Here is a 14,848-nt window from a genome sequence, read left to right as displayed (position 1 = left end):
GAAGGCGCACAGCGTCCAGTGTGGCGGGCGTGAACATCCTCTTCATCACCCTCGACCAGTTCCGCGCCGACTGCCTGTCGTGCGCCGGCCATCCGATCGTGCGCACGCCGAACCTGGACCGCTTGGCCCAGCAAGGGGTGCGGCTGGCGCGGCACTACAGCCAGGCCGCGCCCTGCGGGCCAGGGCGGGCGAGCCTCTACACCGGGACCTACCAGCTCAATCACCGGGTGGTCGCCAACGGGACGCCATTGGATCGCAGGCTCGACAACGTGGCGAAAGCCGCCGCTCGCGCCGGATACGCCCCGACCCTGTTCGGCTACACCGATCAGGCGGTCGACCCCCGCGACGTCAATGACCGCAAGGATCCACGCCTCTTCACCTATGAGGGGGTGCTGCCCGGTTTCGAGGTCGGGCTGGACTTCACGACTCACGACCCGAGCGCCTGGATCGGCTGGTTAAGGGACCTGGGCCACCAGGTTCCTGACGATAGCGACGGGGCGCTGGCTGGCGAGCCGGACCGGCCGGCAGAGCACAGCCTGTCGGCGTTCCATACCAACGTCTTCCTCAATTGGCTGGGGCGTCAGGACCGGCCCTGGTTCGCCCATCTCTCGCAGCTGCGCCCGCATCCGCCCTACGCCGCGGCAGGGGCGTTCGCCTCGCTGTACGATCCGGCCGAGGTCCCGCCGCCGGTCCCGGCGGCCGAGGCGCGGCACCGGCTGCACGACGGGCTGCTGAAGTCAGGACTGTCCGCGCCGAGCGACCGGGTCGAGATGGCCAGGCTGCAGGCCCAGTACTTCGGCATGGTCAGCGAGGTCGACCACCAGCTCGGGCGGGTCTGGGCGGCGCTGGAGGCGGCCGGCCAATGGGACGACACCTTCATCCTGGTCACCGCCGACCATGGCGAGCAGCTGGGCGACCAGGGGCTGGTCCAGAAGGCCGGCTACTTCGAGGCCAGCTACCACGTGCTGGGGATCGTGCGCGATCCGCGCCTGCCGCAGGCGCACGGCTCCGTCGTCGAACGCTTCACCGAGAACGTCGACGTGCTGCCGACCCTGTGCGAGGCGATGGGGATCGCGGTCCCGGCCCAGTGCGACGGGCTGCCGCTGACGCCGTTCCTCGAAGGCGGCGATCCGCCCTGGTGGCGGCAGGCGGCGCACTGGGAGTTCGACTGGCGGTTCGGGAATATTCCGCGCGGGCCGCACGTCTGGCCTTGGGACAGGCGGCTGGAGCGCCAGAGCCTGGCGGTGCGGCGAACCGAGACCGAGGCCTATGTGCAATTCGCCGACGGTGACTGGCTGTGCTTCGACCTGGGGGCTGATCCGAGCTGGCGCACCCAGGCGACCGAGCCGGGGCGGGTGCTGGCGCAGGCCCAGGCGATGCTGGCCTGGCGCGCCCAGCACGCCGATCGCACCCTGACCGGGCTGCTGGTTCAGGACGGCGGCGTCGGCCGCTGGCCCGAGTAGCGGGCCAGCTCGGGCTTGAGGGCCAGGGTGTAGAGCACGCGCGGGACGAGCGCGCCGGACGGGCCCCTATGGTGGACGACGCCCGTCTCGACGAAGCCGGCGCGCTCGGCGGCCCGGCGCGAGGCGAGATTGTCGGCGTCGATATGGGCCTCGGCCCAGCAGACCTCGTCCAGCTTGGCGGCGGCCTGGCAGAGCAGGGTCAGCGCCCGGCGGGCGTAGCCTTGGCCGCGAAAGGCCGGGAACACCCAGTAGGAGACGTCGGCGCTGTCGGGGGCGGCCAGGCGCAGCTCGCAGCCCCCGACCAGTTCGCCCGCCGCGTTGCGCACGGCGTAGGCGAACATCGGGCCGCCGGCCGAGCGCGCCGCGATCCAGCGCCCGATGGCCGCGCGGGTCTGGTCGAGGGTGGCGGCGTGCGGCGCCTCGAATCGCAGCAGCATCTCGGCGTCCTCGCCGGCCAGGTGGGCCTCGGCGTCGGCGAGGACGTGGCCGTCGAGCAGGATCACGTCGTCGCTCAGCCGCTCGGGAAGCCCGAGCAGCCGGCCGGCGTGCTGCATCTGGCCGTCCATCAGGCGCCGGCCGCGGCTTCGGCCTCGGTCTTGGCGAGCGCGTCGGCCATGTCGCGGGGCAGGGTGATGGCGGCCAGCAGGTAGTGCAGGCCGGCCCAGCCGTAGATCAGGAGGTTCCAGACGATGCCCTCGCGGGTGCCTTGCGCGACTGCCGCCTTGCAGGCGGCGTCGATGGCCGCGCCGGCGCCTTCCTTGCCGACCCCGCCGGGGCAGAGGTCGAAGAACGGGCCGAGGTCCTTGGCCGCGAACTGGGCCTGGCTGAGCATGTCGATCACCCAGCCGCAGAAGGGCGGGCCGAAGCCGAGCGCGATCAGGTTCAGCACGAAGAACAGCAGCGCCGTGGCGGTGGCGCGCATGCGCAGGCTGACGGCGTTCTGGATCACCCCGAAGGTCGGGCCGAGATAGGTGTAGTGGAAGATGCCCGGGATCAGCAGCAGGCCGGCGGCCAGTTTCCAGTCGTCGCGGGTATAGACGAGGATGTAGAGCGGGCAGGCGATCAGCAGGCCGATGGCCGGCACCAGAGCGTACCAGCGGCCCGATTTCCTGGCGGCGTAGTCGGTGAGGAAGCCGCCGAGCAGGGTGCCGATGCCGGCGGCGACGCCGCCGATGACCCCGAAGATCAGGCCGACGGTGGCGAGGTCCAGGCCGAACATGCGGATGAAGTAGGGGGCCGAATACTGGCCGGTGCCGTAGCCGGCGAAGGAGGCGAGCGTGATGCCGGCCACCATGTGGAAGAAGCCCCACTTGCCGAAGATCCGCTTGGCGACGGCCAGGATCGAGGGCGGCTTGGCGTGGACCGGCGGGGCGGTCTCGTCGCCCTCCAAGACCGGCGCGTCGGCCGCTTGCTGGGCCACCAGACGGTCGGAGTAGCCGCGCGGCGGCTCCTTCACGAAGACCTTGAGCAGGATGGCGACCAGGATGCCGGGCAGGCCGACCATCATGAAGGCCATGCGCCAGTCGAGGTTCTGGGCGATCCAGCCGCCGGCGACGGCGCCGAACATGGTGCCCAGCGGAATGCCGAACGAGTAGATCGACAGGGCCGAGGCGCGCTTCTTGGGCTCGAAATAGTCGGAGATCAGCGAGTGGGCGGGGGGCGAGAGGCCGGCCTCGCCGACGCCGACGCCGACCCGGAACAGCAGCAGCTGCAGGAAGCTGGTGGCCATGCCGCAGAGCGCGGTGAAGGCGGACCAGACCACGATGGCGATGGTGATGATGTTGACCCTGCTGCGGCGCTCGGCGATGCGGGCGATCGGGATGCCGAGGGTCGTGTAGAGCAGGGCGAAGGCCAGGCCGCCGAGCAGCCCGAGCTGGGTGTCGGTCAGCTTCAGGTCGACTTTGATCGCCTGGCCGATCGTCGAGATGATCGTCCGGTCGATGAAATTGAAGGTGTAGGCCAGGACCAGCAGCCAGAGGACGGACTGCTTGTAGCCCTCGGAGAACAACGGTTGGCGCGGCGGCGCGGCGGCGCCCGCATCTGTGGCGGCCATGAGTGTGGTTCCCTCCCCGACTTGTTCGTTGCCGCGAGCATGGCCGCAGCCGGGGCCGAGGGGAAGGGCCGATGAGTCGCAGCGCGGCCGGACCCGGGCGTCGGGCGTCGACGCTGCGGCCGGGCGGGGCGCCCGCCTGCCCAAAAGCGATGCAGCATGGCGATCTAAGTTACGGAAAATACGTAAAATTTGGTCCTATCGCCTTACGGTTTCATTTACTCTGTGGGCGCAACCCTCATGGGGTGAGGCGGCTCCTCGCCGCCGCACTGCGGGGGAGCAGAGACATGGTGTTCAGGAGAAGGACGCCCGCCGACGAGGCGGCGGCCAGTGCGGTCGCCGAGCTCGAGGCGATCATGGGCGCGGTGCATAAGTCTCAAGCCGTCATCGAGTTCGAACTCGACGGCACGATCATCAAGGCCAACGACAATTTTTATAGTGCGATGGGCTACACCCCCGGCGAGGTGGTGGGGCGCAAGCACAGCCTGTTCGTCACGCCCGAATACGGGGCCAGCGAGGCGTATCGCGAGTTCTGGCGCGGCCTGAATCGCGGCGAGTTCCTGTCCGACAAGTTCCTTCGCCTCGCCAAGGGCGGTCGCCAGATCTGGCTGCAGGCGACCTACAATCCGATGTTCGACAAGTCGGGCCGGCTCTACAAGGTCATCAAGTTCGCCACCGACATCACCGCTACCGAGCTGGAGCATCAGAAGCGGGACGCCGAACGGGCGGCTGCGCGCGAGCAGCAGGCGTTCGCGGTGGAGGCCACGGCCAAGGCGCTGGCACGGCTGGCCGAGGGCGACCTGAGCTATCGCATCGACGGGGATTTTCCCGAGGAGTACGCGCGCCTGCAGGCCGACTTCAACGTCGCCATCGGGCGCCTGCACGAGGTTATGGACGGCGTGTCGGCGGCGGCCGCAGCGATCCAGGCGGGGACCGGGGAGATCACCACGGCCGCAGACGACCTGTCGCGCCGGACCGAGCGGCAGGCGGCCAACCTTGAGGAGACGGCCGCCGCGCTCGACGAAATCACCGCGACGGTCAAGAAGACCGCCGAGGGGGCGCGGGAGGCGCAAGGGGTCGTGAACGCCGCGCGCGGTGACGCCGAGGCGTCGGGGGGCGTGGTCTCGGACGCCATCTCGGCGATGGGCAAGATCGAGGCTTCGGCCACCCAGATCAGCCAGATCGTCGGGGTGATCGACGAGATCGCCTTCCAGACCAACCTGCTGGCCTTGAACGCGGGGGTTGAAGCCGCCCGCGCGGGGGAAGCCGGCCGCGGCTTTGCGGTCGTCGCCTCGGAAGTTCGGGCCCTGGCCCAGCGATCTGCCGAGGCCGCCAAGGAGATCAAGACGCTGATCACCGCTTCCACCGCTCAGGTGAGTTCGGGCGTCGACCTGGTCGGCAAGACCGGTGAGGCGCTGCGGCGGATCGTCGGCGAGGTCGCCAAGATCACCGATCTGGTGACCGAGATCGCGGCGTCGGCGCAGGAACAGGCCGTCGGCCTGGGCCAAGTCAACACCGCCATCAACGACATGGACCAGATGACCCAGCAGAACGCGGCGATGGTCGAGCAGTCCACCGCCGCCAGCCACGCCCTGGCCCAACAGGCGGCGGACCTGGATCAGGCTATGGCGCAGTTCGATCTGGGCGGCGCCCGCGCCACGCCGCCGCTGGCCCAGCCGCGCCGCGCGGCCCAGGCTCCGCAGCGGATCGCGGCCTCCGGCGCAGCCACGGCGCGCAAACTGGAGGCTGCGGCCGACACCTGGGAGGAGTTCTAGGGGGCAGGTCCGGCGGCGGCGCGGCCGCCGCCGGGTTCAGGCCTTGGCCTTCATCGGGTCGCCGTGCTGGGTGTTCAGTGCGGCGGCCGCCTCGATCAGGCCGCGAATCTGGCCGGCGGTGAGTTCAACCGGATCGGTCAGTTTGATGGTCGCCATCTGGAAGCCGCCGCTGGGCGTCAGCCGGGCGTCGAGATCGGTCATCTGGGCGCCGCGCCAGAAGCCGAGGTTCATGTGCGTTTTGAAGCCCTTGAGCAGGCAGACTGCGCCGTCGGCGGACGACCACATCGGGTGACCCCACTTGAAGTCTTCCGAGAGCCCGGCGGCCTGCGCCTCGGCGCGGACCGTTCGGAGGGCGGCGGCCTGCCAGTCGGGCAGGGCGGCGAGGTAGGCGTCGACCTTGTCGGACATGTCGGGGCTCCTGGTCAGAGACGAACGGGGAAGAGGGCGCGCAGGCGCGGCTCGCGCAGCCAGAGCCCGCCCCAGAGCGCCGCGCCGAGATAGACGCCGAACAGGACGTGGCTGAACAGCGGGTCGCCGACCCGCATGTGGGTGGCGATCGCCCCGCCCATGACGCCGGTGAACAGCACCGCGCCGAGCACCGAGGTGCGCGGGTTGAGGTAGAGGGCCAGGCAGACCAGCTCGATCACCCCGATGGTGCGGCCGAGTTGCGGCGGGTAGCCGAGCTGGACCAGGGTGTCGCGGACGATCTGGAGATCGACCAGCTTGATGGCGATATCGAAGGTCATGAACAAGGTGGCCAGGCCCGTAAGGGCCCAGCCGGCCCAGGTCATGGCCTTGGGCGCAGGGCGCGGCGCAGCGGCGCGCGCGGCGTCGAGGGAGGTCATGGCAGCGATCCTTTTGAGTGGCGGTCAGCCCTGTTCGGCGACCGTCTTGAGCTTGGCGAGCCCCTGTTCGAACTGCGGTCCGACCATCTTCTCCATGGGGAGGAAGACATCGATCATCTTGGCGAAGAAGCCGCTATGGCCCGACATCGCCCAGGTGACCTTGGTCGCATCGCCCTCCGGTTCGAGGGTGAACTCGGCCTTGTTGTGAGCCTGGAACGGCTTGACGAAGATGAGGTCGATGAGGACCCGCGAGGGGGCGTCGGCCTCGGTGATCGCCATGCTGCCGACGCCGCTCTTCCTGCCTTCCCAGCCGTAGGTCGCCCCGACTCCGCGTTCGGCGCCGCCGTAGGAGCGCTTGAGATCGGCGTCGATGGTTTCGAACGGCGACCAGGCGGTCCAGCGGTGAAAATCCGAAATCAGGTCGAACAGCTTTTCCGGCGCAGCGCGGACCGTGGTCGACCGCTCGAGCCGGAAATCGGAGGGATGGTTCGCGACGTAGGCGATGAGGCCCAGCAGCGCGATGATCAGGACGCCGATGAGCGCGGCGAGCATGGCGGATTCCTTTGCGGTTCAGGCGGCCTTGGTCTGGCCCATCGACCAGTGGACGCCATAGGGATCGAGCAGGCGCGCGTAACGGTCGCCCCAGAACATGTCCTCGATCGGCTGCAGCACCTGGGCGCCGGCGTCGACGGCGCGCGCGAACCAGGCCTCGATGTCGTCGACCTGCAGGTGCATGGTGAACGAGGCCGACGGCTGATGTTCGTAGCCGTGCCCCATCTCCGGGAAGCAGTCGCAGATCATCAGGTCGCCGCCGTTGATCACCAGCGCGCAGTGCATCAGCCGCTGGCCGTCGTCGGCGGGCAGGCGGAGCGTTTCGCGGGCTCCGAAGGCTTTCTGATAGAACGCCGAGGCCTCGCTGGCGCCGACGAGGTTGAGGTGCGGGGTGATCCCGGTCATCGGCGGGGCGGCGAGCGCGGCGATGTCGGCGGCGGCGGAGTCCATGGTCGCGGTGACGGACATGGCGTCGTTCCTTCCTGGCTGGCTCCTTATGAGGAGCATCTGATCCAAGGACGAACGAGGTTAGCCCGTTCCGACAGCCGGGCCCGCAAAAAATGCGCTCAGCCGGTTTCGCCGGCCAGACCGTCGAGGTGCTGGCGGATGTGGGCGGCTTCCGGGGCGCTGTTGGCCAGCGCGATGGCGCGGTCGAAGGCGACGCGCGCCTCCTCCCTGCGGCCCAGCTGCTTGAGGTAGCTGCCGCGCGCGCCGTGGAAGTAGAAGTAGCTGCCAAGCTGCCCCTCCAGCGGGGCGATCATCGCCAGAGCCGCCTCCGGCCCCTGCGTCTTCGAGACCGCGACCGAGCGATTGAGGGTGACCACCGGCGAGGGGTTCATCTGCTCCAGCGCTGCGTAGAGCCGGTCGATCTGCGGCCAGTCGGTGGCGGCGGCGTTGGCGGCGCGGGCGTGCAGGGCGGCGATGGCGGCCTGGACCTGGTAGGGACCGGGCGCGGCGTGGCGCATCGCCTTGTCGATCAGGGCCAGGCCCTCGGCGATCAGAGTGCGGTTCCAGAGTCCGCGGTCCTGGTCGTCAAGCAGCACGATCTGGCCGTTCTCGTCGAAGCGGGCGGCGGCGCGCGAGTGCTGCAGCATCATCAGGGCGTCCAGGCCCATGATCTCCGGCTCGGTCGGGAACAGGCGCAGCAGCAGGCGGCCGAGGCGGATGGCCTCCTCGGCGAACGGCGCGCGGGCGTCGGCCTCGGCGACGGTGGAGGAATAGCCCTCGTTGAAGATCAGGTAGACGACCGCGGCGACCGCGGCCAGGCGCTCGGCGCGCTCGGCGGGGCCAGGGGCTTCGAAGGCGACATTGGCCTGGCCGATCTTGGCCTTGGCGCGGGTGATGCGCTGTTCCATGGCCGCCTCGCTGACCAGGAAGGCGCGGGCGATCTGCCTGACCGACAGGCCGCTGACGATGCGCAGGGCGACGGCCACCTGCTGCACCGCCGGCAGGTCCGGATGGCAGCAAATGAACAGCAGCCGCAGGATGTCGTCGCGATAGTCCGAGCCGTCGAGGCGTTCGGCGAGCGGCGCCTCGACGTCGTCGAGATCGGAGAGGACTTCCTCGGAGGGCAGGGCCTGGAGCCGCGCGCGCCGCCGGACGCCGTCGATGCCGCTGTTGCGTCCGACCAGGATCAGCCAGGCGGCCGGGTCGCGGGGCGGGCCCTTTTCCGGCCAGGATTTCAGCGCCCGCAGGCAGGCGTCCTGGAACGCCTCCTCGGCCAGGTCGAGGTCGCGGAAATAGCGCAGCAGGGCGCTGACCGCCTGTGGGCGGGCGGAGGTCAGGGCGGCGTCGATCCAGGCGGGGTCGGTGGTCACGTCATCTCGATTCCGGGCAGGAAGAGGGCGATCGGGCGCAGCTCGTAGGCGCCGCCGGGATTGGCCACGGCGAGGTCGCGGGCGATCTGCAGACCGTCCTCAAGGGTTTCAACGTCGACGATATAGAAGCCGAGCAGCTGTTCCTTGGTCTCGGCGAACGGACCGTCCACGACCAGGTTCTGGGCTTTGCGCAGGGTGGTGGCCGAAGTGGTCGGCAGGAGCCGGATGGCCGGTCCGAGCTTGCCCTCCTGGCGCAGGCGCTCCTGGACCACTTCCAGCTTCTCCATCACCGCGTCGTCCTCCTCCTTGCTCCAGGCGGAGGTCACGGCTTCGTCGTTGTAGCAAAGGATGGCGTAGCGCATGGGTCTGTCTCGTTCTCCCTAAGGACGGGCCAGGGCGCCCGTTCCCGACATCGGCCAGATATAAAACTCCAGGTGAACATCGCCCAGGACTGGTCGACCGTGCGTCGCATTTCGTCGCGCGGAGCGCCGGCCGGTCGGGTTTGGGCGCAGCGGCGCTGACGCCTGGGCGGGCGGCCCGCAAGAGCAGTCTCCGGAAAAGGGGCCGCGACCGTCGCGGCGCTCAATGAGGGCTTCTCATGAAGACAAGCACAGTGCTGGCGGCGGTGGCCGCGAGCGCCCTGATGACGGGGGCGGCCGAGGCCGCGACGATCTTCTCCCAGAATTTCACCAGCGGGCTGGGGGCGAGCGAGACCCTAGGCGGCAAGTTCAGCGTCGGCGGCGGCACGGTCGGCCATCAGGCCGGCGTCTACACCAACAACGAGTACTCGTTCTACCAGGTGCGGCTGGACCTCACGAAGGCGACCGACGCGCTGCTGGCCTTCGATTACGACATCGTCAGCGAGTACGGCTACGATGCGTTCAACCTCGCCTCCTCGACCACCGGCGTGTTCGGCCCGGGCGCGATGCTGACCCCCGTCTCGACCGAGCAGTTCTATAATCTCTCAAGCCGCGCGGCGACGTTGCTGGGCCCCAAGGGGTATTCGAGCACCCAGTCGGGACGGGCGGTGTACGACCTGAGCGCGCTGGCCGGCCAGGTGGTCGACATCCGCTTCCAGTTCGCCAGCGACCATGCCGCGCTGGGCCGTGGCGTGAAGTTCGACAACCTGCTGGTCACCGGGAACGTGCCGAGCGCGGTGCCGGAGCCGGCGACCTGGGCGATGATGATCATGGGCTTCGGCCTGGCCGGGACCGCGATCCGCAGCCGCCGGCGGCGTCTGGCCTTCGGCTAAGCCCGATCGTCCCACCGCTGTGAACGCCGTCCCTCCCCGGGGGCGGCGTTTTCGTTTGGGCGGCTCAGTCCTGGTAGAGGGCGAGGCGCTCGGTGACGGCGTTGACGTAGGAGGGGCCGACCGCGACGTTCACGCCGTCCTCCAGCACCAGAGAGATCAGCCCCTTGCCCAGGCGCTTGACCTCCTTGACCTTGGCCGGCCGCACGAAGGCCGACCGATGCACGCGGATCATCTCGGCGGGCGGCATCTTGCGCTCCAGTGCGGTCATGGTGGCGCGATGGATGTGGCTGCGAGTGGCGGTGTGCAGCAGCACGTAGTCCTTGGCTGCCTCGATCCAGTCGATCTCGCCCAGCGGCACGCGCACGAAGCCGGTGCGGACCTGGACCCAGAAGCCGTCGGGATCCTCGTCCACGGGATTGGCGGCGGCTTCCTCGGCGCGGGCGGCCGCCGCGCGCAGGGCGCGGCGTCGGCGGGCGCGTTCGATCGCCTGGCGCAGGCGATCGAAGCGGACCGGCTTGAGCAGATAGTCGGCGGCTTCGACCTCAAAGGCGTCGGCGGCGTAGAGCTCGAAGGCGGTGACGAAGACGATCTCCGGCCGCTCGTCCAGCGGCAGACCGGCGGCGACGTCCAGGCCGCTGCGCTCAGGCATCTGGATGTCGAGCAGCACGAGGTCTGGCTTGAGGGCCTCGACCGCCTCGGCGGCTTCGCGGCCGTTGCGCGCGGTTCCGACCACCTCGACGTCGCTGACCTGGGTCAGCAGGGCCGATAGCCGCTCGAGCGCAGCGGGTTCGTCGTCGACGAGCAGGAGACGCATCAGGCGGCGGCCTTTGAACGGATGGGGGTGACGGTGGCGCGCTGCAACGGCAGGCGCACCATGGCGAGGAAGCCGCGGGCGAGCGGGGCGGCCTGCAGAACCCCGCGCGGGCCGTAGAGCGCCTCAAGCCGCATGCGCACGTTGCCAAGCCCGACGCCGGCGCCGGGGCGGACCTCGCCGCCATGACCGCCGTCGCCGTCGTCCTGGACTAGGACCACGAGGTCCTCGCCGTCGCGGGTCGCTTCGAGGCGGATGGTGACGGTGGCGCTGGTCGGCGAGACGGCGTGCTTGATGGCGTTTTCGATCAGCGGCTGCAGGAGGAACGACGGGATCAGCGCGGTGCGCAGGTCGTCGGGGCAGACAAACTCCAGGGCCAGGCGCTCGCGGAAGCGGACGCTCTCGATCTCGAGGTAGGCCTGCAGCGTGGCCATCTCGTCGTCGAGCGAGATCATCGCCTCGGGATCGGCGACGAGGGTGACGCGCAAGAAGTCGGCGAGCTTGGAGAGCATGCTCTCGGCCTCGTCGTTGCGGCCGGTAATCACGGCGGATGAGACGGCGTTGAGCGTGTTGAACAGGAAGTGCGGATTGAGCTGGTAGCGCAGGGCGGCCAGACGCGCGGCGCTGGCCGCGGCGTGGGCCTCGCTGGCGGCGGTGCGGGCGTCGGCGAGCTGGCGCTCGCGCTCGCGCACCATGTGGTTGGCCTGCAGGGTCGTGTAGATCGCGCCGAGGGCGCCGAGGATCCAGAAGAAGCCGCCGGCGTTGTTGGCGAAGCGCATCCAGAGGGTGCGGTTGGGCGACCACTGCTTGGCCGTGTTCGACAGGTCCATGATCAGCATGTCGGACGCCGACAGCACGCTCGCGAGGACCACGACCGCGGCCGCCATGAGCCCGATGCGCTGGAACGCGCTTTTGTCGCGGACGTGAACGGCGACCCGATAGAGCCCGACCGAGGAGAGAATGCCGACGAGGTTGATGGCCACAGCAGTGCCGATCAAGGCCGGCGTCATCCGCACGCCGACGATGGTCGCGATCGTCGAGGCCAGCGAGCCTGACAGCAGCCAGATGCCGAGCGTCAGCCACGCGGCCTGGCGGGATTCAGCGGACTTGAACATCGGGCCTCTCGCGTCCAATCGGGGCAGATTAGACCAAACCCATGCGCGAGGCGTCCCCGCCGGTCGCCCAGAAGTCGGGATTTGTCGCAGCGTGAGCGTAAGTCGATGATTTTGCGCGGGCAATTCGGCATCGAGGCGTTTGGCGGTGAGCCAGTCCTGATATAGTCCGCGCTTGTGCGGGGGCGCGGCCGAAGGAGGCTTGGCCTGGATGGAGCGGCGGCTCACCGCGATCATGATCGCCGACGTGGTCGGCTATTCGCGGCTGATCGAGGCCAATGAAGAGGCGACGCTGGCGCGCTTCGCCGAGCACCTGCACGAACTGGTCGAACCGTCGATCGCCGCCGCCCGCGGCCGGATCATCAAGACCGCAGGAGACGGGCTGCTGGCGGCGTTCGCCAGCGTGGTCGACGCGCTGAACTGCGCCATCGAGATTCAGCGTGGGATGGTCGCGCGCAATGACGGCGTGGCCGAGCGCGACCAGATCCGCTTCCGAGTCGGGCTGAACGCCGCCGACGTGGTCATCGACGGCGAGGACATCCTCGGCGACGGGGTCAATGTCGCCGCCAGGCTGGAGGGGCTCGCCGAGCCCGGGGGCATCTGGGTCTCGGCCCGCGTCCAGGAAGACGCCCAGGGCCGGGTCGACGTGGGGTTCGACGATGTTGGCGAGCAGACGCTGAAGAACCTGGCGCGGCCGGTGCGGGTGTATCGCGTGCTGCTGGACGGCGGCGCCGTCGAGCTGGGCCGTCGTCCGGCCCTGGCCCTGCCGGACAAGCCCTCGATCGTGGTTTTGCCGTTCCAGAGTTTCGGCGGCGAGGCAGAGCACGACTACTTCACGGACGCGATCACGGAGGACGTGGTGACGGCGCTGTCTCGCTGGCGTTGGTTCTTCGTCATCGATCGCAACACCAGCTTCACCTACAAGGGCCGGACCGTGGACGCCCGCCAGGTGGGGCGCGACCTCGGGGTGCGCTACGTGCTGGAAGGCAGCGTGCGGCGGGCCGGCGAGCGGGTGCGGGTCAATGTCCGGCTGATCGAATCCGCCAGCGCCCAGCAGATCTGGGCCGACAGCCTCGACCGAGACATCATCGATCTCTTCACCCTTCAGGACGAGGTGACCGAGCACGTCGTGGCCGCCATCGAGCCGGCCATGCTGGATACCGAGGCCTCGCGCAGCGTCCGCAAGAGCCTGGCCGACCTCAGCGCGCTCGACTGCTTCCAGCGCGGCATGTGGCACTTCAACCGGATGAGCCAGGACGACTATCATCAGGCGCTGGAGCTGTTCCGCCAGGCCATCGCCCGCGATCCGGCCTTGGCGCTGGGCTATGTCGGCCTGGCGCGGATGCTCTATGGCGGGGCGATCTACGGCTGGTCGCGCGAGCCGATGGCCGACCTGGAGGACGCGCGAACGGCGGCGCTGCGGGCGGTGGCTCTCGACCCGCGCGATGCCTACGGCTACTTCGCCGCGGCCGGAGCGGCGCTCTACCTCGGCCAGCACGAGGAGGCGCTGGAGCAGGCTCAGCGGGCGCTGGCGCTGAACCCCAACTTCGCCTTCGGCCACTTCCGGCTGGGCCAGGTGCTGATCTATTCGGGCCGTGCCGCGCAGGCCGTGGAGCCAATCGAGCGCAGCCTGAGGCTCAGTCCCTACGACCCGCAGATCGCCCCGATGCTGCAGCTGCTGGCCTTGGCCCACTATCAGGCGCGCAACTATGCCGAGGCGGTGCGCCATGCGCAGTCGGCGGTGCGGCTGAACGACTCCCGCGCCGCGGCGATCCTGGCGGCCGGCCTGGCGCGGCTGGGCCGGTTCGACGACGCGCGCGCGGCCTATCCGCTGGAGGTGCGGGCGCGCGCCAGGGGCCAGGCGCCGCGGCTGGTGACCTACGCCAATCCCGAGGATGAACGCCATCTGCGCGAAGGCGTGCGGATGGCGTTCCTGGGCGAGGAGCCCTGAGCGCTCAGGCCAGCGGGTGCTTGTCGGCGGGGTAGCGGCTCTTGATCAGCACCGTGACGCCGCCGCGGGTCTCGGTCGTGTCGGGAGCCTGCCAGACGTTCAGTTCGAAGTCGTAGCCCGGCGCCCAGGCGAAGGTGACCGGGATCGGGGGCGTGGCTTTGAGCGCATAGTAGATGATGCCGCGCAGGCTCTCGTGGAACGAGCCCGGCAGGGTGTCCAGATAGGTTCCCAGGGCGCGATGCAGGACAGTGCCCGGCGTGGCGAGCAGGCCTGGATCAATCTTCTTGCCGGGCGCGAAGGCCTCGGCGTTGGCGGCGAACTTGTCGATCTCGCCCGGCGTGAACGAGGTGTTGAGCTTGGACATGGCGGTTTGAAGCGCAGGCATCTGTCGTCCCTCAGTCGTGGGATCAGCGCCGAGCGAGCACCAGGGGAGGCCGGCGGCGCCGAGTTGACTGACCATACCGTGAGTTCGAGGCGGCCGGGATCAGGTCCCCAACTGATGCTCTATCAAGGCTTCGAGCCGTGTGGGGTCGAGCATTCGGATTCCCGCGGGGGAGACTTCGACCCAGCCTTCGCGGACCCACTCGTGGATCTTGCGGTTCACCTTCTCGCGCGAAAAGCCGAGCCGGCGGCCGATTTCGGTCTGGGTGAGGGCGACAAGCCCGCTCGCGCCGGCCTCGGTCAGCAGCAGCCGGGCGAGCCGGCCGGCCAGGTCGAGCACCGTCTTGTCGCTGATCGCGCCGTCGGCGACCCGCAGCCGGGCGCTGAGTTCGATGACGAGGGCGACGGCGGCCTTGGGTTCGGCCTCCAGGGCGGCGAGCATGGCGCTGCGGGCGATGCGCCAGAGCCGGGCGCGGCGGGTGGCCGCCACGTCGGCCGAACGTGGTCCGCCGTCGAGCGCAGCCATCTCGCCGACCAGAGCGCCGGGCCCGAGCGCGACCAGCCGCACGTCGCGGCCGTCGGGCGTGGAGTTGCGAACCTCGACCTCTCCGTCGACGACGACATAGACCGCGTCGCCGGGATCGCCGGCCTGGAACAGCACCTCGCCGGGTTGCAGCGCGAGCCAGGCGCCCGACGCGGCCAGGCGCTCGAGGCCTCCTTGCGAGAAGTGCGCGAGCACCGGGCTTCTGGCGAGGCTCGTCAGGACGGCGTTCGCGGCCAGATCGGACAAGGCAATAGCCTCCGCTCGGGAGAGCGGAGGCTATCATAGCGGGCCGAAC

Annotated in this window: 16 protein-coding genes; 4 read left to right on the top strand and 12 right to left on the bottom strand. The window is 69.6% G+C overall.

Annotation, left to right across the window (positions count from 1 at the left end; genetic code table 11):
• The first annotated feature begins 29 nt into the window (after positions 1-29).
• Complete coding sequence (locus OUA97_RS03605) at positions 30-1,463, top strand: sulfatase-like hydrolase/transferase (protein WP_267230445.1); 1,434 nt, start codon at positions 30-32, stop codon at positions 1,461-1,463.
• Here the strand turns inward: OUA97_RS03605 and OUA97_RS03600 are convergent.
• A complete protein-coding gene (locus OUA97_RS03600; RefSeq protein WP_267230444.1) occupies positions 1,430-2,017 on the bottom strand; it encodes a GNAT family N-acetyltransferase in 588 nt (195 codons plus the stop codon). The two genes, OUA97_RS03605 and OUA97_RS03600, sit on opposite strands and share 34 nt — an antisense overlap.
• 11 nt (positions 2,018-2,028) lie before the next feature.
• Complete coding sequence (locus OUA97_RS03595; RefSeq protein WP_267230443.1) at positions 2,029-3,516, bottom strand: spinster family MFS transporter; 1,488 nt, start codon at positions 3,514-3,516, stop codon at positions 2,029-2,031.
• A 284-nt stretch (positions 3,517-3,800) separates the two neighbouring features.
• On the opposite strand from OUA97_RS03595, the gene OUA97_RS03590 reads away from it, so the two are divergent.
• Entirely contained in the window at positions 3,801-5,288 is a 1,488-nt protein-coding gene (locus OUA97_RS03590) for a PAS domain-containing methyl-accepting chemotaxis protein (RefSeq protein ID WP_323690518.1), read from the top strand.
• A gap of 36 nt (positions 5,289-5,324) precedes the next feature.
• Here the strand turns inward: OUA97_RS03590 and OUA97_RS03585 are convergent, their stop codons facing one another.
• The 6 genes from OUA97_RS03585 to OUA97_RS03560 all read right to left on the bottom strand — a co-directional run bounded on the left by OUA97_RS03585 (position 5,325) and on the right by OUA97_RS03560 (position 8,864).
• Positions 5,325-5,696, bottom strand: a complete 372-nt coding sequence (locus OUA97_RS03585) for a DUF1801 domain-containing protein (RefSeq protein WP_267230442.1) — start codon at positions 5,694-5,696, stop codon at positions 5,325-5,327.
• Between the two features lie 14 nt (positions 5,697-5,710).
• The gene (locus tag OUA97_RS03580; protein ID WP_267230441.1) at positions 5,711-6,133 is read right to left on the bottom strand and encodes a DoxX family protein; all 423 of its coding nucleotides are present in this window, start codon (positions 6,131-6,133) and stop codon (positions 5,711-5,713) included.
• A 24-nt stretch (positions 6,134-6,157) separates the two neighbouring features.
• Positions 6,158-6,685, bottom strand: a complete 528-nt coding sequence (locus tag OUA97_RS03575) for an SRPBCC family protein (protein ID WP_267230440.1) — start codon at positions 6,683-6,685, stop codon at positions 6,158-6,160.
• 18 nt (positions 6,686-6,703) lie between these two features.
• Positions 6,704-7,153: a VOC family protein gene (locus OUA97_RS03570; protein WP_267230439.1), complete on the bottom strand. Its 450-nt coding sequence runs from the start codon at positions 7,151-7,153 to the stop codon at positions 6,704-6,706.
• 98 nt (positions 7,154-7,251) lie between these two features.
• Positions 7,252-8,502, bottom strand: a complete 1,251-nt coding sequence (locus OUA97_RS03565) for an RNA polymerase sigma factor (protein WP_267230438.1) — start codon at positions 8,500-8,502, stop codon at positions 7,252-7,254.
• Entirely contained in the window at positions 8,499-8,864 is a 366-nt protein-coding gene (locus OUA97_RS03560) for a YciI family protein (RefSeq protein ID WP_267230437.1), read from the bottom strand. The genes OUA97_RS03565 and OUA97_RS03560 overlap by 4 nt, the downstream gene beginning before the upstream one ends.
• Before the next feature lie 236 nt (positions 8,865-9,100).
• Here OUA97_RS03560 and OUA97_RS03555 point away from each other — a divergent pair, with 236 nt between their 5' ends.
• On the top strand, positions 9,101-9,754 hold the full coding sequence (locus OUA97_RS03555) for a PEPxxWA-CTERM sorting domain-containing protein (protein ID WP_267230436.1): 654 nt from the start codon (positions 9,101-9,103) through the stop codon (positions 9,752-9,754).
• A 64-nt stretch (positions 9,755-9,818) separates the two neighbouring features.
• Here the strand turns inward: OUA97_RS03555 and OUA97_RS03550 are convergent, their stop codons facing one another.
• Positions 9,819-10,568: a LytR/AlgR family response regulator transcription factor gene (locus tag OUA97_RS03550; RefSeq protein ID WP_267230435.1), complete on the bottom strand. Its 750-nt coding sequence runs from the start codon at positions 10,566-10,568 to the stop codon at positions 9,819-9,821.
• Complete coding sequence (locus tag OUA97_RS03545; protein WP_267230434.1) at positions 10,568-11,680, bottom strand: sensor histidine kinase; 1,113 nt, start codon at positions 11,678-11,680, stop codon at positions 10,568-10,570. Before OUA97_RS03545 ends, OUA97_RS03550 begins: the two co-directional genes overlap by 1 nt.
• A gap of 208 nt (positions 11,681-11,888) precedes the next feature.
• Between OUA97_RS03545 and OUA97_RS03540 the strand changes: the two genes are divergently transcribed.
• Positions 11,889-13,628 (top strand): adenylate/guanylate cyclase domain-containing protein, encoded by a 1,740-nt coding sequence (locus tag OUA97_RS03540; RefSeq protein WP_267230433.1) that lies wholly within the window; start codon positions 11,889-11,891, stop codon positions 13,626-13,628.
• 4 nt (positions 13,629-13,632) lie between these two features.
• Here OUA97_RS03540 and OUA97_RS03535 read toward each other — a convergent pair whose 3' ends face one another.
• Positions 13,633-14,013: a hypothetical protein gene (locus tag OUA97_RS03535; protein ID WP_267230432.1), complete on the bottom strand. Its 381-nt coding sequence runs from the start codon at positions 14,011-14,013 to the stop codon at positions 13,633-13,635.
• Between the two features lie 99 nt (positions 14,014-14,112).
• Positions 14,113-14,799: a Crp/Fnr family transcriptional regulator gene (locus OUA97_RS03530; protein ID WP_267230431.1), complete on the bottom strand. Its 687-nt coding sequence runs from the start codon at positions 14,797-14,799 to the stop codon at positions 14,113-14,115.
• Positions 14,800-14,848: the final 49 nt, after the last annotated feature.

The organism is Phenylobacterium sp. 58.2.17 (genome assembly GCF_026411515.1).
Lineage (GTDB): Bacteria > Pseudomonadota > Alphaproteobacteria > Caulobacterales > Caulobacteraceae > Phenylobacterium.
This window is presented reverse-complemented; position numbering and strand designations above follow the sequence as displayed.